Below are 16,212 nucleotides of genomic sequence, written 5' to 3'. Positions count from 1 at the left end.
GAATTTGCTTGGTCAGATCGCTTAGAAGCGGAAGGCGACCTTGGTGCCGATGGCAATGGCATCGCTGCCAGAGAAGGCGGTCACGCTCGAATTGGCATCGCCGATGTCGAAATACTTGATACCCGCGGTGATTTCCCATGCTTCGGTTTCATATGTGGCCGCAAGCCCGTAGCTGAAATAGCCGTCCTTGCCAGAGAGGTTACCCACAACGTCGCCCTCGTCTTTTTCATAGCCAAGGATGAGCGCGCCGCTCCAGTTCTCGTTGAACCGCCGACCGAGACCCAGCTCATAGGTCCAGATGTCGCTCGGGCCGCTGGCGATGGGCACGTTGACCGGAACGCCGGTGGCCACCGAGAAAAAGTCACCCGGCTGCACAGCGAATTTCGACCATTCCCGCCATTTGACGGAGCCGAAGAGCAGCGTGTCCTTGGCAATGCCCGACTGGGCATGCAGGGTGAACGCCTGCGGAATTTCCACCTTGAAGCCTGCGCCGGTGTTGTCCTTGAAGTCGTGCTCGGTCTTGGATTCGTAGGTCAGGGCAACGCGCAGCGCGATGTCGGGGATTTCATAGGCGGCACCCAATAGATAGCCGACCTGAAAATCCTTGCTCACACCCAGTGTATAGGGATTGTTTGGGGCAGGAACCGCGCTGCCAAGTGTGGCGGGAGAGATCACGGTCAGATTCCCCGAGAGGCCGATATAACGCAGACCGCCATAGATGCTGAAACGCTCGGTGGCCTTGTATTTTGCAAGTGCCGTGAAGGCAATGGAACTGACCTCTGCATTCGAGCCGCCGAAGAAAGCGCCGCCCAAAGCCGCCGGGGGCGTACGGTAGTTGACCGAAGCGCCGACCGGCTCGTCGACGACGAAAGCGAGCGCAATCCGGTCATTCAGTTCGTGCTTGTAGCCGCCTGCAAAGGACTGATAGCGGTTCTGGATATTGCCTGTGGGCGCTGTTGGGATGCCCGGAAGCGCGGTCCCCGAAACAGAGGGATCGACGGTCGCGGCCGAAAACTCGAGATAGTTCTTACCCTTTTCGAACAGGATCATCGAGGGATCGCCCCGACGTTCGATTTCGCCGCCAAAGGCTGTTGATGCGGTGGCGGCGATCACTGTCGCCGCAAGCCAGGTTGTCTTCATGATGTCCCTCTCCTCCAGAGTTATTGACGTCACATTACCGTTACGCCGAATCTGGTCAATCTTTGACGCGGCGTCACGAATTGAGACGTGGCGGCGGGTGGCGTGGGGGACACACCCTATAAGGGAAAAAAGTGCGTATTCAGGCGCTTTTGCGCGTTTCGCGCCAAAGATTGAGGTAATTCGCGCCAAAGATTACAAGCGCACCCAAGATCACAAATGCGTCAACAGGTTCCGCATACACCAAAACACCGATGATTGCGATCACTGGCAGTCGCAAAAAGTCGACCGGCGTGACCAAGGTGGCAGGGGCAAGTGAGAGCGCTGTGGTCAGGCAGAAATGCGCCAATAGCCCTGCGCAGCCGATCAGCACCAGCCATGGGGCAGAGGTGAGCGAGGGCAAAGCGATGTCGCCATCATACCCGGCGCAGGCCAGACCGAGGCCGATTTGCAGGAGGGTCATCCAGAAGAGGATGCAGGTGAGAGTTTCGGTGCGGGTCAGGCGTTTGGTCATCAGGATCGAGCCGGCAAAGCCGATGGCCGCAGCCGCAGCCGCGATCGTGCCCATGTTGAGGGTCTCGGGGCTGGGGCGGGCGACGATGAGGATACCGGCAAAGCCGATGACGGCGGCGAGCGCGCGGATGCCGGTCAGACGTTCGCCGAGGACAAGAGGCGAGAGGATCAGAACCCAGAGGGGTGCAGTGAATTCGAGGGCAAAGACCTGGGCCAGCGGAATGACGGTGATGGCGTAGAACCACAGGTTCTGGCCGGTGAAATGGCACAGATTGCGAATGATATGCATGCGCGGGCTGCGCGTGGTGATGGTGCCAATCTGGCCGGTCAGGCGGGCGACGCCGAGCACGAGAACAAAGCCCACGATGCTGCGATACATCATGATTTCGAACGTATCGAGTTCAAAACTGACCGCGCGCCCCGCGACCGCCATGGAGGAGAAAGAAGCGACTGCGCCCAGCATCCAGAGCCCTGCGCGCAGGGCCTGTGGTGCGGGGGCTGGTGCCGCCAGACTCATTCCTCGGAAATCTCGAAGTGACGGGGCATATCAGCGGTGACGCGCCACCAGTCGCTGGCGCGTGTGCGGGTCTGATGCGCATCAAAGGCGCTGCGGTCTACAAACCGCTCGGACACGCTGAATTCTCCGGGGGCGGTTTCGGTCACGTCAAACGCGAGGCAACCCGGTTCGGCGCGACTGAGGCGGATATGCTCGGGCAGGGCGGCGCGCACGGTTTCGACCTCTTCGAGCGCGCAAGTGAGCGTGCCGGTGAGCCGGATCACTCCCACTCGATTGTTCCCGGAGGCTTCGAGGTGATGTCATAAGTCACACGGTTGATGCCCTTGACCTCGTTGATGATGCGCGTTGCGGTTTCGCCCAGAAAGTCGTGGGTGAAGGGGTAGTAATCCGCCGTCATCCCATCAACGCTCGTCACCGCGCGCAGCGCGCAGGCGAAATCATAGGTGCGCCCGTCGCCCATGACACCCACGGTGCGCACTGGAAGGATTGCGACAAAGGCCTGCCAGATTTCATCGTAAAGCCCGTGCTTGCGAATCTGGTCGATATAAACGGCATCGGCCTTGCGCAGGATGTCGAGCTTTTCTCGGGTGATCTCGCCGGGGCATCGGATGGCCAAACCGGGGCCGGGGAAAGGATGACGCCCGATAAAGCTCTGGGGCAGGCCCAATTCACGCCCCAGGGCACGAACCTCGTCCTTGAAAAGTTCGCGCAGAGGTTCGACCAGTTTGAGGCCCATTTTCTCGGGCAGGCCCCCGACATTGTGATGCGACTTGATGGTCACAGAGGGACCGCCGGAAAAGCTGACGCTTTCAATCACGTCGGGGTAGAGCGTACCCTGGGCCAAGAATTCGGCCCCCTCGATTTGTCCCGCGTATTTCTGGAACACGTCGATGAAGAGGCGGCCGATGGTTTTTCTCTTGGTTTCCGGGTCACTTACGCCCTCAAGCTCACCCAGGAAAAGCTCTGCCTCGTCGGCATGGATGAGGGGGATGTTGTAATTGTCGCGGAACATGGCCACGACCTCTTCGGCCTCGCCCTGCCGAAGCAGGCCGTGATCGACAAAGACGCAGGTGAGTTGATCGCCGATGGCCTCGTGAATCAGAACGGCGGCAACCGAGCTGTCGACCCCGCCCGAGAGGCCGCAAATCACGCGTTTGTCGCCCACTTGTGCGCGGATCTTAGCGATCGCTTCTTCGCGGTAGGCGCCCATGGTCCAGTCGCCCTTGAACCCAGCCTGCCGCACGAAATTTTCATATAGGCGCGCGCCGTTCGGGGTGTGATGCACCTCGGGGTGGAACTGGACTGCGTAGAAATTGCGGGTGCGGTCGGCAGTGATGGCAAAGGGGGCACCGGGAGAGGTGCCCAGAACCTCGAACCCTGGCGCGATTTCAGAGACATGATCGCCATGGCTCATCCAGACCTGTTCGCGCGAATCCCCGGCGAACCAGCCATCGACAAAGCCGCTGGAAACCCCTGTCGAGGTCACGTAGGCGCGGCCGAATTCGGCGGTGGCATGTTCGCCCGCCTCGACGCGGCCGCCAAGGTCCTGCATCATCACCTGTTGGCCATAACAGATGCCGAGGATCGGCACGCCCAGATCATAGGCGGCGCGCGGCGGTCGCGGGCTGCCCTCGCGCATGACGCTATCGGGGCCACCGGAAAAGATGATCGCGCGCGGCGCCATCTCCTTCAGGAAGGCGTCCGTGACCTTTTGATAGGGGTGGATTTCGCAATAGACATTCAGCTCGCGCAGGCGACGTGCGATCAACTGCGTCACCTGGCTGCCAAAGTCGATGATCAGGAGGCGGTCATGGGATATCTGGCTCATATCTCGCCTAGTAATTGGCGTCCCGCCCCTGCGCAAGAGAAAGAGCGTGCCTCACCAGCGATAGCTGAGGCCGGTTGCAATCTCGTGCTGGTGCATGCGGATTTTCACCGGTTGTGCCACACCCGTCAGCGCGGGGTTGGCCCCGGAGAAGCTGTTGGAAAATGCGTGGGTGTAGGAAAAGGTGAACGACCACCGCTCGTCGATCTTGTATGTGCCGCCCGCAGAGAGATGCCATCGCGGTGTTGCGGGTGCGATGGTGTTGATCACTACGTCGCCATCGTTCTTGATGAACTCGGTCGAATAGCTGACGCCGGTGCGCAGCGTAAGCTTGTCCGATGTCCGCCAGATGGCGGCGAGACGCCAGACATCAATATCCTGCCAGCCAAAGCCTACACCATTCGGCGCGCCAAGAGGGCCATTCGGAGGCGCGCTCGGGTTGGCGATGGATTTTACATTGCCATAGAAAATGCGCTGATATTCGCCCGTGATGGTCCATTGCGGCGCAGAAGCAGGGGTATAGGCCGCGCCAAGGGTCAACATGGCGGGCACGTCGAATTCGCCCTCGGCAAAAAGGCCCTTGTAGCGGCTGAACTTGGACATCTGGATTTCATTGCGGTAGGCCGCGCCGATGGTCCACTCTGGACTGGCCTCGTAGAGAAGGCCAAGGTTCACGCCAAAGCCGGTGGACCAGTCGTGACCGCGATTGGTCACATCGCCGGGGCTGACCGAGAGGCCCGAAAAAGCCTGCAAGCCCTGCGCCTTGAACCGTTGGACCGCGAGAATGGGCGCAATTCCGAGGGACAGGCGGTCATTCACCTTGCGGGCGTAGTTCAGGGTGATGAACGCCTGTTCGAGATTGACCCCAAGCGGTGCGGAGCCTGCGCCGAGACCGGCAAGAAAATTCGTGTCGTATTCAGTGTTCATGCCGCCATTGGCAAAGACGAAGGCACCAAGCGATGAGCGGTCATCGAGCTTCCAGTTGGCGCCGCCGCAGGGGATGAAGAAGACGTCATTCTGGCTCTTGTGAGTACCGGGGGTCAGCGGGCCACCCGGCGCGATTTCCACATCGCGGTTGGGTGAAAACGTGGTCAGGCAAAAGCCGGCCTGATTGCCCACTTTGACGCCCGTCGCCGGATTTTGCGCCATGCCAAGAACGCCCGTGGGCACCGCGACGCCCGCACCGGCCATGCCCTTGGACTGGCCGCCATATCCATTGGCGAAATAGCCGTTGGTGGCTGTTGCGGGGCTGGCTAGCATTGCCGCACTGATCAGGGCACACACCTTGGCCAAATGGCCGAAACGTATTTTCATCATACAATCCCTCGCGATGCAGTGCAGTTTAACCGCATCTGTCAGTTTGTCCCGCGCTTTTCCAGACCAGAAGTGTTGGTGCTGAAAAGATCAGGCTCAGGCTAAACCATTAGGGTTTGTGAATATATTCTGACATTCACTTTTCTGTGTGTCGAAATCAATCGCGTTCTGGGGGGAATTGATCTGCGACGCGTGTCGCTTTTTCCCCGCAATCGCCGGAATCTTCGCCTGAAGGCGGCGGGCAAACAGTTATGACCACAGTAGACCTGCCCTGAGGCGGGAGCCTTGGCTATTGCAATTGACCACACACGAAGGGTGCATCCATGTCAGAAGCAGCACTGAGCAGCAGACGGTCCCGGGGCGGCGGCGGGGCCGCGCGCCGCGCCGAACGCACCGCCGTCAGCATCGAGACCGCGCGCTATATCGAGCGCAACATTCCCAATTTCGAGGTCCTGACCGAAGAGGCGCTAGAGATCATCGAAGCCAATGCCGAAACGGTGCTGGCAGAGGTTGGCGTGAACTTTGTGCAGAACCCGGCGGCGCTGGAGCGTTGGCGCGCAGCGGGTGCCGATGTGCAGGGCGAGCGCGTGCGTATTCCGCGCGGTCTGGCGCGGCAACTCTGCGCGACCGCCCCGTCGCGGATTATCCAGCATGCGCGCAACCCCGAGCGCACGGTGGAAATCGGTGGCAAGTCGCTGGTTCTGGCACCGGTCTATGGTCCGCCCTTCGTGCGCGACATGGAAGGCGGCCGCCGCTATGCCACGATGGAGGATTTTCGCAAGTTCGTGAAGCTGGGCTATATGTCGAAATGGTTGCACCATTCTGGCGGCACGGTGTGTGAACCCACCGATATTCCGGTGAATAAACGCCATCTTGATATGCTGCTGGCGCATATGACCCTGTCGGACAAGCCCTTTATGGGATCGGTGACAGAGCCTAGCCGCGCGCAAGACAGCGTCGATATGTGCAACATCCTCTTTGGAGAGGAGTTCGTGCAGAACAACACTGTCATGACGTCGCTCATCAACGTGAACTCGCCGATGACGTTTGACGATGTCATGATGGGGTCGCTGGAAATCTATGCTGCCAACAATCAGGCCTGCATCCTGTCGCCCTTTATCGTGGGCGGGGCCATGGCACCGGTTTCGGTGGCGGGCACGCTGACGCAGGTTCTGGCCGAGGTTCTGGCGGGCATTGCCTATAGCCAGCTTGTGTGCCCCGGCGCGCCGATGATCTTTGGCGCTTTTGTGACCTCGATCGACATGAATTCGGGTGCGCCGACATTCGGCACGCCGGAGGCCGCACATATCACCTATGGTGCGGGTCAATTGGCGCGGCGTCTGGGGCTGCCGTTCCGGTCCTCGGGGTCGTTCAACGGCTCGAAACTGCCGGATGCGCAAGCCGCCTATGAGACGGCCAACAGCCTCAACGTGGGCCTGTTGTCAGGCGTCAACTTCATGCTGCATTCCTGCGGTTGGCTGGAGGGGGGGCTGGTGTCCTCGTTCGAGAAATTCGTGATGGATGCCGATCAGTTGGGCACGCTTCACCATCTGGCGCGCGGCGTGCAGGTTGATGAAGAGGCACAGGCGATGGATGCCATCCGCGAGGTCGGACCGGGCGGGCATTATCTCGGCTGCGCGCATACGCAGGCGAATTTCAAATCCGCCTTCTGGCGGTCTGACTTGCTGGATTACAAGCCGTTCGAGACCTGGGCGGATGAGGGCGAGCGCGACACGATGGTTCTGGCCAATGCCCGGGTTCACAAGCTCTTGGCGGATTATCAGCAGCCGCCGCTTGATCCGGCGATTGCCGAAGCGCTTGCGGCCTATGTCGCCAAGCGCAAGGCCGAAATGCCGGATGCCTTTAGCTAAAAGACCCAAGACTTGATGTAAAAAAGAGCGCGCCGCACCCGTTTGCGGCGCGCTTTTTTGTCAGGTCTCGATCAGGGACGGGGCGATTGCAATATCCCGTGCCTCGCCCATCATTGCGATCAGCACCTCAACGTGGCGCGCGGGAGAATAGGCCGAATTGTCAAGGCGGCGTTCCTCATCCAGAGCGGCTTCGGTCTCCAGCAGGCGGATCAGCGCCGTGGCGCTCTGAGGGAGGGGGCCATCGCGGAGCAAGCGCCGCAAATGCACCTCGCGGCGATAGTCTTGCAGACCGATGCGCGCGGCGCGGATCAGCAGCGGGGGGCGGCGCAGCGCCCGGAGGGTTCCGAGAATATCATGCATGAGAGGCTCCTGTGATCGTGCATATGCTTCGTCGCACAGGTTGGATGGCTGTTGCGTTTTGGGGTGCTGCGGCGCGCGCAGGGCTTTGGATTTGTTTACGATTTGTCAATGAAGGTTGCATTTCTGGAAACAATTAACGAACCGGTAATCTTTGCACTCTTAAGTTGTGGATAACTCTGTGGGTAAGTTGCCAGGTTGCGATCTGGTGCCGGATGGCCGAAAGTTTGGGGGACGGGCGATGCACGAGGGGCATGCATTCAAGACCATTTTGCATGACGTGCCATCCTGGGTACCCGAAGCGGCACTGCATTATCTGGCCCATACCGAATCTGGCACGCCGATCCGGGCCTTGGCGCGGCACGCGGGGCGGCATGCCTCGACCGTGATGCGCCAGATCCGCGCCTATGAGACCCGCCGCGATGATCTCTTGGTGGACGAGGCGCTGCGGCGGCTTGGCCAGAGGGTCAACCATGACAAGATGCCCGGTTCTCCTGCCAAGGAGGCTCCGATGACATCCCAGACAATCTCGCAAAACGATCAGGCGCTTGAGTTGACTGAACTCCGGTTGAAATCTGAGGCGCAGCGCGTCTTGCGCCGCCTGTGTGAGGCGGGCGCTCTGTTGGCTGTCTCTGCCGATATGGACAAGGCCGTGGTGGTGCGTGACACTGGCATCGGTCAGACCCTGCGCACGGCCGTGGTCGAGCGCCAAGTGGCCGAGGCAATGGCGCTCAAAGGCTGGGTGGCCTGTGACGCGCCGGGGCGCATCGCGCGCTACCATATCACCGCAACGGGCCGCAACGCGCTGAGCCTGATGCTGGCAGAGGCGGAAAATCAGGCAAGCGGGTTCGGCGACGGGCCGGTGATGGCGTCGGGCCGCGCGGTGGCGCGCCCCGCCTCGGGGGCAAGCGGACGGCGCGCGCGTTATGGGATGGTCGACTCGCCGCTCGTGGCACTGGCCCGACGACGCGACAAGGACGGTAGCCGGTTCTTGACATCGGACCTTGTGCGCGCGGGCGAACGGCTGAGAGAGGATTTCGAACTGGCCCATATGGCGCCGCGGGTCACGCAGAACTGGGATCATTTCCTGAGCCATGTCGACGACCAAGCCAGCCCCTCCGTCTCGCGGGGATATGATGCCGAGGCGGCCCGCCTACGCGTTCTGGAGGCGCTGCGTGAGTTGGGGCCGGGGTTGGGGGATGTGGTGCTGCGCTGCTGCTGCTACATGGAAGGGCTGGAGCGCGCCGAGAAGAAAATGGGGTGGTCGGCGCGGTCAGGCAAGATCGTGTTGCGCATCGCGTTGCAACGGCTCAAGCGACATTACGAGAAGCTGGGAGAGGCGGGCGGCTTGATCGGCTGACGGCGGATGGGCGCGCGGGCTGCAAACCTGTCATGCGATAATTCAGGGTTGTTCTTGGGGTGGTTAGCCATAAGCTGGGGATATGAACATCACTCTGAGACAGCTTGGCTATTTCAAGGCGCTTGCCGAACAACGCAATTTCGGGCGTGCGGCAGAGGTGGTCAATATTTCGCAGCCGGCGCTATCTGTTCAGATCAAGGAGTTGGAAACAACGCTCGGTCAAAAACTGGTGGAACGCCGCGCGCGCGATGTCGTGTTGACCCCGTTTGGCCGTCTGATTCTGGCCCATGCGCAGCGGGTTCTGGACGAGATGCAGGCGTTGACCGAGGCCGCGCGCTGGCAAGGTGGGCTGGCGGGGCGGCTGTCTTTGGGCATTATCCCGACCATTGCGCCCTATATCCTGCCCGGCGTGCTCGAGGCGCTGCGCAGCCGCGACATCTCGCTTGATGTGCAGGTGCGCGAGGCCAAGACCGACCAGTTGATCGCAGATATCCAGAGTGGGCAGCTTGATGCCGCGATTCTGGCGCGGCCGGTCGGGGCCGAGGGGCTGCGCGAGCGGTTGCTCTTTGAGGATCGGTTCTTGCTGGCGGGAACGGCGGTGCGGCTGGCCGTGCTCGGGCAAGGGGCCGAGGCGCTGCGCCCCACCTCGCTGGTCCATAGCCCGCTTTTGTTGCTGGAAGAGGGGCACTGCCTGACCGATCAGGCGCTGGAGGTCTGCGGCCGGGGCCGGGGCCATGCGCAGATCGACATGGGTGCCTCATCCCTTGGCACGTTGTCGCGGCTGGTGGCGGCGGGATTTGGCCTGACGCTCATGCCCGAAATTGCGGCGGCAACCGAAGTGCGGGCCGCTCCGGGTATAAATCTGCGCCGCTTCGACCCGCCAGAGCCCGCCCGCCAGATCGTGCTGGTGCGCCGTCAGAGCACGCAAGACGAGGTTTGGTTCGAGAAACTGGCCGAGGTTCTGGAAACGGTTGGGGCCGCGCTCATTGCTCTTGCACGCGCGGAGGTGCCCGACGCCGCTGTTGCAACGCGGCCTGCACCGCAAACGGCGCAGGCCGACATTTACAGGGACACTCACTAAGCGCGATGGACACTCTTTACCCATGACGCAGACGTCGGGATGTAACGCTGCGTGACTGGCACTCTCCATCGCTATGACTTATACTAGCCAAGCCTTACCAAATCATTCGCGGGGAAAAATTCGTGCGCGATCTCAAACTTCCGGACCAACGTCATCCAGAAAAGGCGCATCGCCCCGATAACGCCCAGCCGCGCAAGCCGGACTGGATCAGGGTCAAGGCGCCGACCAGCAAAGCCTATTTCGAAACGCATCGGATCATGCGCGAGCACAAGCTGGTGACGGTCTGTGAGGAGGCAGGCTGTCCCAACGCTGGCGAATGTTGGAGCCAGGGGCATGCGACCATGATGATCATGGGCGAGATTTGCACGCGGGGCTGCACCTTTTGTAATGTGGCGACCGGTAAGCCGCAAACTCTCGATGCGTTCGAGCCGGGGCGCGTCGCCGATGCCGTGTCCAAATTGGGCCTGAAGCACGTGGTCGTGACCAGCGTCGACCGCGACGACCTTGCCGATGGCGGGGCCGAGCATTTTGCCCAGACCATCCGCGCGATCCGGCACCGTGCACCCGGGACGACGATCGAGATTCTGACGCCCGATTTCCTGCATTGTGATGAAGGCGCTCTGGAAACCGTCGTGGCGGCCAAACCCGATGTGTTCAATCATAATCTCGAAACTGTGCCGGGTCTCTATCCGACGGTGCGTCCCGGTGCGCGGTATTTCCATTCCCTGCGTCTCTTGCAGCGGGTCAAGGAAATGGACCCGACGATGTTTACCAAATCGGGGATCATGGTGGGCCTTGGCGAGGATCGGCAGGCTGTGCATCAGGTGATGGACGACATGCGCGCCGCAGGGATAGATTTCCTGACCATCGGCCAGTATTTGCAGCCAACGCCCAAGCATCACGCGGTCGACCGTTTCGTGCATCCGGACGAGTTTGCCGCCTATGAAAAGGCAGCCTATGGCAAGGGGTTCCTGATGGTTTCGGCGTCACCGCTCACGCGGTCCAGCTATCATGCCGGGGATGATTTTGCCCGGTTGCAGGCAGCGCGGAACGCGAAATTCGCCTGAGCGCGATTTGCGGACGGTTCCATCAAAAAGAAAACCGGCCTGAGGGGCCGGTTTTTCGTCTGAGCAGTGTCAGAACGTCGTGTCTAACGGCCCCAGGTGCGGACCGGGCCACAATCCATATGCACGAAGTTGCTACCGGAGTAGCGCCCGACGCCGCCGCCGCCACAGGCCACGCCCGCGCGGTAAATCTGGCTGACTGAGCGGCTGCCAAGGCGCAGATCGGCAGCCTCGCCAACCATATGCCGTGAATTACGGGCAACGCCGCTGGATCGGCTGCGCAACATGGCGTTGGTCTGCGGACTGCGATAGCCACTCAAAAGGGTGTAAGGCTCGGATGCGTCAAGAAGATTGTGACTGGCTGCCATGATGTCGATCGTGCGAATATCGATGTCACGCACCTGATTTGTGCGCCAGTCGCGCATGAAGAGCGAAATCTCGCGTACCGCTTCCTTGAGGTAGTCGCCCTCAATCCAGTAGATCGTATCAAGCCGCTCACCGGTTCGTGGCGAAACCAGACGGATGCGGCGGATATCGCCCGCGCCACGTAGAAAACCGGCCGCATTGGAAAAGGTGGGGGCCGCTGCCAAGGCTGTTGCCGCGAACGCCAGCAGTACGCCACGCCGCGAGATGCCAGTTGAACTGATTTCTGTCATTGTTTCAATCGCCTGTCCCGTAGCCTACCTGTTGTTGCTGTCCCGCAACATTGTCGATCATCCCCAAGATGTGCGGAATTTATGGCACAGCGGGAATCAATGACCAAGCCCTGATTTTCCATGTCGTTCAATATTCAAGTCCTTTCGGCGGGATTTCGCGCATAATTTCCCCAATGTGGCCGGAATGCGCGGTCGCCGCTGTATTTTCGCCGCAGTCACGCGCTTGTCGTCGAATGTCACAGGGAATCCTTAGGAAAAAATTGAGAAGGACAAGATATCCTGCATATAATTTTCTGAACGCGATCCCGCGACCTAGAGGTAGAAGAATGACTTTGGCGCTTGGCCATCCCTGCATCCGTAAAATTTTCCGCATTGTTCCGGTCGTGTTGACGGTAGTCAGCGTGTTGTCTGCATGGACTGTGCCAGCTGCGGCGCAAGAGGCGGCGTTTCGGCAGGCCGTGGCAGAGGCGGCGGCCCAGGATCGTGATCTGGCGGCCTTTTATCAGGAACAGACGTATCGCCCGGTCTGGACCGGTGAGGGTGCAGAGCACCTTGCGCGGCGTCAGGCCTTGGTTCAGGTCTTGGCGCGGGCAGGGGTGCATGGTCTGCCCACGCAGCGCTATGATCTCGATGGAGTAATGACGGCGATGCGTGCTGCGCGGTCGCAGCGCGATCTTGGACAGGTCGAGGTGGCGCTGAGCCGCGCCTATTTGCGCTATGCGCGGGATTTGCAATCGGGAGTTCTGGTGCCCTCAGAGGTCGTCAGTGACATCAAGCGTGAGGTTACGCGGCGCGAGGCGGGGGCGCTTTTGACTGAGATCCTGTCCGGCGACCCTGCTCGCACGATGCGCAATCTTGCGCCTCAGAGCAATGAGTATGCCCGACTGCTCAAACAAAAACTGCGTCTGGAAAAACTGATCGCCGATGGCGGCTGGGGTCCCACGGTGACGGCGGAAAAACTGCGCCCCGGTGACGGTGGCCCGGCAGTCATTGCCCTGCGCAATCGTTTGATTGCAATGGGTTATCTCGCACGCAGTGCGGCGCAGACCTATGACATGCGGTTGCAACAGGCCGTCCAGGCATTCCAGGCGGATCACGGGCTTGAACCGGATGGCGTTGCGGGAACGACGACGCTCGGCGCGCTCAACACGTCCGCTCTAGATCGGCTGAAATCGGTCATCGTCGCGATGGAGCGGGAACGCTGGCTAAGCGAAGAGCGGGGGCAGCGGCATATCCTTGTCAATCTCACGGATTTCAGTGCGCGGATTCTTGACAATGATGAGGTCACATTCGCCACCCGCGCCGTGATCGGCAAGAATGACCAGAACCGTCGCAGCCCCGAGTTCTCGGACGAGATGGAGCATATGGTCATCAACCCGACCTGGCATGTGCCCTATTCCATCGCGGTCAATGAATACCTGCCGCAGATGCAGCGCAATCCGGGGGCGGCGTCGCATCTCAAGCTCTACAATCGCAACGGCCGCGAGGTGAGCCGGGGGGCGGTCAATTTCGGCGCGTATAATGCACGGAATTTCCCTTTTGCGATCAAGCAACCGCCATCAGAGCGCAATGCGCTTGGGCTGGTGAAATTCATGTTCCCCAACAAATACAACATCTATCTGCACGACACGCCGCAAAAGGCCCTGTTCGATCTGGAGAAGCGCGATTTCAGCCATGGCTGTATCCGCCTGCATCAGCCGTTCGATTTTGCCTATGCGCTCTTGGCGCGGCAGGAAAGCGAGCCCAAGGCATTCTTTCAATCCGTGCTGGACACGAGGCGCGAAACCTATGTGCAGCTCGAACAGCATGTGCCGGTGCATATCATTTATCGGACGGCCTTTACCCAGGCACAGGGGCGCCCGCAGTATCGTGGCGATGTCTATGGGCGTGATGCGCGGATATGGGAGGCGTTGGAAAAGGCAGGGGTGTCATTGGACGCGCCGCGGGGCTGAAGTCTTAGTTGTTCGTCGGTTCATGGCCCGCGCCGAGAGGTGCGGGCCTTTTGCCATGCGCCCGCCTGTGGTAGCGCAAGGTTTCAGATGCGGCACACTGCGCGGCTATCTAGAAAAGATTGTCTGGGCGCGGGACCGTTCTTAAATAAACTGTTACAAAACCGACGCAGAAGATCAGCATCCGCCCGGGCCTCGGGCGTCAGAATGAAAGACCTTGCCATGAGCAGCATTCAGGACCGTGTGATCGCCATTATCGCCGAACAGGCTGTGCTCGAACCAGCGGATGTCACCCTCGACAGCACCCCCGAGGATCTGGGGATCGACAGCCTTGGGCTGGTCGAGAGCATCTTTGCCATCGAAGAGGCGTTTGACATCTCCGTGCCCTTCAATGCCAACAACCCGGCAGAGAGCGATTTCGACATTTCCTCGGTGCGCTCGATCATTGAAGGCATCGAGCGGCTGGTCGCGGAGCAATCGTGAAACGCGTAGTCATTACCGGGGCGGGCACGATCAACGCGCTCGGCGCCGATGTGCCCAGTACTCTCGAGGCGATGCGCGAAGGGCGATGCGGCATTTCCGATCTGGAGTTTCAGGATGTCGAGCGTCTGTCGATTCGCATCGGTGGACAGGTCAAGAATTACGACCCCGAAGCGCAGTTCAACCGCCAACAACTGGCGCTCTATGACCGCTTTACCCAGTTCACCTTGATCGCAGCGCGTCAGGCGATAGCGCAGGCGGGGTTGGAGTTCGCGGGTGAACTCGCGGCGCGAGCAGGGGTGATCCTTGGCAATTCGGGCGGGGGCATGACCACGCTCGACGAAAATTACCGCTCTGTCTATGAAGAGGGCAAGAACCGGGTGCACCCCTTTGTTGTGCCCAAGTTGATGAACAACGCCGCGGCCTCGCATTTGTCGATGGAGTTCAACCTCAAGGGGCCGACCTTTACCGTGTCCACTGCCTGTGCCTCGTCTAATCACGCGATGGCGCAGGCGTTTCAGATGGTGCATGGCGGCATCACGCCGGTGATGGTCACGGGCGGATCGGAATCAATGCTGTGTTTTGGCGGCGTGAAGGCGTGGGAAGGGTTGCGCGTCATGAGCCGCGATGCCTGCCGCCCGTTTTCCGCAAATCGCAACGGTATGGTTCAGGGCGAGGGGGCGGCGATCTTCGTCTTTGAAGAGTTGGAGTACGCCAGGAAACGCGGGGCCGAGATACTTGCAGAGGTCGCGGGCTTTGCGATGACATCGGACGCGTCGGATATTGTGATGCCATCGAAACAGGGGGCGGCACGGGCCATTACGGGTGCGCTCAACGATGCAAGGGTCAACCGCGAGGACGTGGGGTACATCAACGCGCATGGCACCGGCACGGCGGCCAATGACAAGACGGAAAGCGCGGCCGTTGCGGATGTGTTTGGTCATCATGCCGATCGGCTGATGATTTCGTCTACCAAATCCATGCATGCGCATCTGATTGGTGGCACGGGGGCGGTCGAGCTATTGGCCTGCATCATGGCGCTGCGTGACGGGATCATTGCGCCGACCATTGGCTATGAGGAACCCGACCCGGAATGCGCGCTCGACGTTGTGCCCAATGTCGCGCGTGAGGCGCGTGTGAACGTGGCGTTGAGCAATGCCTTTGCCTTTGGTGGTCTCAATGCGGTGCTCGCGCTCAAGCGCTTTGGCTGAGATGTGGTACGCAAAACGCCGCCCAATGGGGCGGCGTTCATGTTTGGCATATCGTGCGTTTATTGCTGAAGAACCGAGGCTTCTTCGAAGGCTGCGGTAAAGCCCTTGAGCGATGCGTCGATCTTGACTCTTTGATCGGGGGCTTGGGCAGGGACGATTTCAATCGTCACCTTCACACCGCGCTTCATGTTGTTGACGTCCTCCTGCGTCAGACCAATGCGCGCGAAACAGCCCGCCATGGTGCAGAACGAATAGGCATAGCTCTTGGCATTGCCACCATCGACCGCCAGCTTGATCTCTTCGGTCAAAAGCGTGCCGAGCGGGGCGGCAATCGTGGCCCCGGCAATGACCGGTCCACCTTCAGGCAGGCGATAAATGCTGAATTCTGCCACCGGGTTGCCGGCGCTCTCGGTCAGAAGTTGGTACATCTGGCATAGGTCTTCCTGGCCTTCCACGCCGGTGCGAAAGCACTTGATCTGCCAATCGTCATGGGTGGACTTGATGTAGGCTGGATCCTCTTGCACAGGGCGTCCAGTGTCGAGGCCGACGGCGGGGGTCCCGGTTTCCGGCTGCGCTGTTTCTGCCGGGGCTTCGGGGGCCGGTTGTGTTGCCTCCTGCGCGCTCAGGGCACCGCCCATTGCGAGGAACGCCATGATCGAAAAGCTGGTCAATAGTTTAGGCATCATTTCCCCATATCGGTCTATGTTTCTGGCGCGCTTTAGCATGGTGTGCCGGGAGTGTCAGGATCAAAACCGCATCTACGCCGACTTGCCAGCAGCTTTACGCCATCTTGTAATATGCCGTGATTGTGCGATCAGCACAAAAGGGTCAACACAAAAAGAAAGAGGCCTTGCGGCCTCTTCCTGCGTTTCTCCCC

15 protein-coding genes are annotated in these 16,212 nt (G+C 60.4%); 7 read left to right on the top strand and 8 right to left on the bottom strand.

Annotated features, from left to right (window positions below):
• Positions 1 to 21 precede the first annotated feature (21 nt).
• From AACZ65_RS08220 to AACZ65_RS08200, 5 genes are all read right to left on the bottom strand, one after another.
• Complete coding sequence (locus AACZ65_RS08220; RefSeq protein ID WP_037269676.1) at positions 22 to 1,140, bottom strand: outer membrane protein transport protein; 1,119 nt, start codon at positions 1,138 to 1,140, stop codon at positions 22 to 24.
• Between the two features lie 139 nt (positions 1,141 to 1,279).
• Positions 1,280 to 2,167, bottom strand: a complete 888-nt coding sequence (locus AACZ65_RS08215) for a DMT family transporter (protein ID WP_339669759.1) — start codon at positions 2,165 to 2,167, stop codon at positions 1,280 to 1,282.
• The gene (locus tag AACZ65_RS08210; protein ID WP_339669757.1) at positions 2,164 to 2,430 is read right to left on the bottom strand and encodes an antibiotic biosynthesis monooxygenase; all 267 of its coding nucleotides are present in this window, start codon (positions 2,428 to 2,430) and stop codon (positions 2,164 to 2,166) included. Before AACZ65_RS08210 ends, AACZ65_RS08215 begins: the two co-directional genes overlap by 4 nt.
• The gene (gene guaA, locus AACZ65_RS08205; RefSeq protein ID WP_339669756.1) at positions 2,427 to 3,995 is read right to left on the bottom strand and encodes a glutamine-hydrolyzing GMP synthase; all 1,569 of its coding nucleotides are present in this window, start codon (positions 3,993 to 3,995) and stop codon (positions 2,427 to 2,429) included. The genes AACZ65_RS08210 and guaA overlap by 4 nt, the downstream gene beginning before the upstream one ends.
• A 51-nt stretch (positions 3,996 to 4,046) precedes the next feature.
• Positions 4,047 to 5,306 carry an outer membrane protein transport protein gene (locus AACZ65_RS08200; RefSeq protein ID WP_339669754.1) on the bottom strand — a complete coding sequence of 420 codons (1,260 nt, stop codon included), beginning with the start codon at positions 5,304 to 5,306 and terminating at the stop codon, positions 4,047 to 4,049.
• A 323-nt stretch (positions 5,307 to 5,629) separates the two neighbouring features.
• On the opposite strand from AACZ65_RS08200, the gene AACZ65_RS08195 reads away from it, so the two are divergent.
• A complete protein-coding gene (locus AACZ65_RS08195; protein ID WP_339669752.1) occupies positions 5,630 to 7,177 on the top strand; it encodes a trimethylamine methyltransferase family protein in 1,548 nt (515 codons plus the stop codon).
• A gap of 60 nt (positions 7,178 to 7,237) precedes the next feature.
• On the opposite strand, the gene AACZ65_RS08190 is transcribed toward AACZ65_RS08195, so the two are convergent.
• A complete protein-coding gene (locus tag AACZ65_RS08190) occupies positions 7,238 to 7,537 on the bottom strand; it encodes a DUF6477 family protein (protein WP_297537812.1) in 300 nt (99 codons plus the stop codon).
• Between the two features lie 238 nt (positions 7,538 to 7,775).
• On the opposite strand from AACZ65_RS08190, the gene AACZ65_RS08185 reads away from it, so the two are divergent.
• The 3 genes from AACZ65_RS08185 to lipA all read left to right on the top strand — a co-directional run bounded on the left by AACZ65_RS08185 (position 7,776) and on the right by lipA (position 11,042).
• Positions 7,776 to 8,894, top strand: a complete 1,119-nt coding sequence (locus tag AACZ65_RS08185; protein ID WP_339669749.1) for a DUF6456 domain-containing protein — start codon at positions 7,776 to 7,778, stop codon at positions 8,892 to 8,894.
• 82 nt (positions 8,895 to 8,976) lie between these two features.
• Complete coding sequence (locus AACZ65_RS08180) at positions 8,977 to 9,975, top strand: LysR substrate-binding domain-containing protein (protein WP_339669747.1); 999 nt, start codon at positions 8,977 to 8,979, stop codon at positions 9,973 to 9,975.
• A gap of 122 nt (positions 9,976 to 10,097) precedes the next feature.
• Positions 10,098 to 11,042 carry a lipoyl synthase gene (lipA, locus tag AACZ65_RS08175; protein WP_339669745.1) on the top strand — a complete coding sequence of 315 codons (945 nt, stop codon included), beginning with the start codon at positions 10,098 to 10,100 and terminating at the stop codon, positions 11,040 to 11,042.
• Between the two features lie 83 nt (positions 11,043 to 11,125).
• On the opposite strand, the gene AACZ65_RS08170 is transcribed toward lipA, so the two are convergent.
• Positions 11,126 to 11,695: a DUF882 domain-containing protein gene (locus AACZ65_RS08170; RefSeq protein WP_339669743.1), complete on the bottom strand. Its 570-nt coding sequence runs from the start codon at positions 11,693 to 11,695 to the stop codon at positions 11,126 to 11,128.
• Positions 11,696 to 12,021: 326 nt separating this feature from the next.
• On the opposite strand from AACZ65_RS08170, the gene AACZ65_RS08165 reads away from it, so the two are divergent.
• The 3 genes from AACZ65_RS08165 to AACZ65_RS08155 all read left to right on the top strand — a co-directional run bounded on the left by AACZ65_RS08165 (position 12,022) and on the right by AACZ65_RS08155 (position 15,335).
• Positions 12,022 to 13,647, top strand: coding sequence for a L,D-transpeptidase family protein (locus AACZ65_RS08165; protein WP_339669741.1), 1,626 nt, complete (start codon positions 12,022 to 12,024; stop codon positions 13,645 to 13,647).
• A 219-nt stretch (positions 13,648 to 13,866) separates the two neighbouring features.
• Positions 13,867 to 14,127, top strand: coding sequence for an acyl carrier protein (locus AACZ65_RS08160; RefSeq protein WP_339669739.1), 261 nt, complete (start codon positions 13,867 to 13,869; stop codon positions 14,125 to 14,127).
• Positions 14,124 to 15,335: a beta-ketoacyl-[acyl-carrier-protein] synthase family protein gene (locus AACZ65_RS08155; RefSeq protein WP_339669737.1), complete on the top strand. Its 1,212-nt coding sequence runs from the start codon at positions 14,124 to 14,126 to the stop codon at positions 15,333 to 15,335. Before AACZ65_RS08160 ends, AACZ65_RS08155 begins: the two co-directional genes overlap by 4 nt.
• A gap of 59 nt (positions 15,336 to 15,394) precedes the next feature.
• Here the strand turns inward: AACZ65_RS08155 and AACZ65_RS08150 are convergent, their stop codons facing one another.
• On the bottom strand, positions 15,395 to 16,018 hold the full coding sequence (locus AACZ65_RS08150; protein ID WP_339669735.1) for an invasion associated locus B family protein: 624 nt from the start codon (positions 16,016 to 16,018) through the stop codon (positions 15,395 to 15,397).
• Positions 16,019 to 16,212: the final 194 nt, after the last annotated feature.

Origin of the sequence: uncultured Roseovarius sp. (assembly GCF_963972555.1) — a bacterium.
In the GTDB taxonomy this organism is placed as follows: Bacteria; Pseudomonadota; Alphaproteobacteria; order Rhodobacterales; family Rhodobacteraceae; genus Roseovarius; species Roseovarius mucosus.
This window is presented reverse-complemented; position numbering and strand designations above follow the sequence as displayed.

Bases quoted from the DNA above. Each gene is read 5' to 3' on its own strand.
- AACZ65_RS08160 (WP_339669739.1), top strand. From the start codon at position 13,867: ATGAGCAGCATTCAGGACCGTGTGATCGCCATTATCGCCGAACAGGCT.
- AACZ65_RS08220 (WP_037269676.1), bottom strand. From the start codon at position 1,140: ATGAAGACAACCTGGCTTGCGGCGACAGTGATCGCCGCCACCGCATCA.
- AACZ65_RS08185 (WP_339669749.1), top strand. From the start codon at position 7,776: ATGCACGAGGGGCATGCATTCAAGACCATTTTGCATGACGTGCCATCC.
- AACZ65_RS08195 (WP_339669752.1), top strand. From the start codon at position 5,630: ATGTCAGAAGCAGCACTGAGCAGCAGACGGTCCCGGGGCGGCGGCGGG.
- AACZ65_RS08165 (WP_339669741.1), top strand. From the start codon at position 12,022: ATGACTTTGGCGCTTGGCCATCCCTGCATCCGTAAAATTTTCCGCATT.
- AACZ65_RS08215 (WP_339669759.1), bottom strand. From the start codon at position 2,167: ATGAGTCTGGCGGCACCAGCCCCCGCACCACAGGCCCTGCGCGCAGGG.
- guaA (WP_339669756.1), bottom strand. From the start codon at position 3,995: ATGAGCCAGATATCCCATGACCGCCTCCTGATCATCGACTTTGGCAGC.
- AACZ65_RS08180 (WP_339669747.1), top strand. From the start codon at position 8,977: ATGAACATCACTCTGAGACAGCTTGGCTATTTCAAGGCGCTTGCCGAA.
- AACZ65_RS08150 (WP_339669735.1), bottom strand. From the start codon at position 16,018: ATGCCTAAACTATTGACCAGCTTTTCGATCATGGCGTTCCTCGCAATG.
- AACZ65_RS08200 (WP_339669754.1), bottom strand. From the start codon at position 5,306: ATGAAAATACGTTTCGGCCATTTGGCCAAGGTGTGTGCCCTGATCAGT.
- AACZ65_RS08170 (WP_339669743.1), bottom strand. From the start codon at position 11,695: ATGACAGAAATCAGTTCAACTGGCATCTCGCGGCGTGGCGTACTGCTG.
- AACZ65_RS08190 (WP_297537812.1), bottom strand. From the start codon at position 7,537: ATGCATGATATTCTCGGAACCCTCCGGGCGCTGCGCCGCCCCCCGCTG.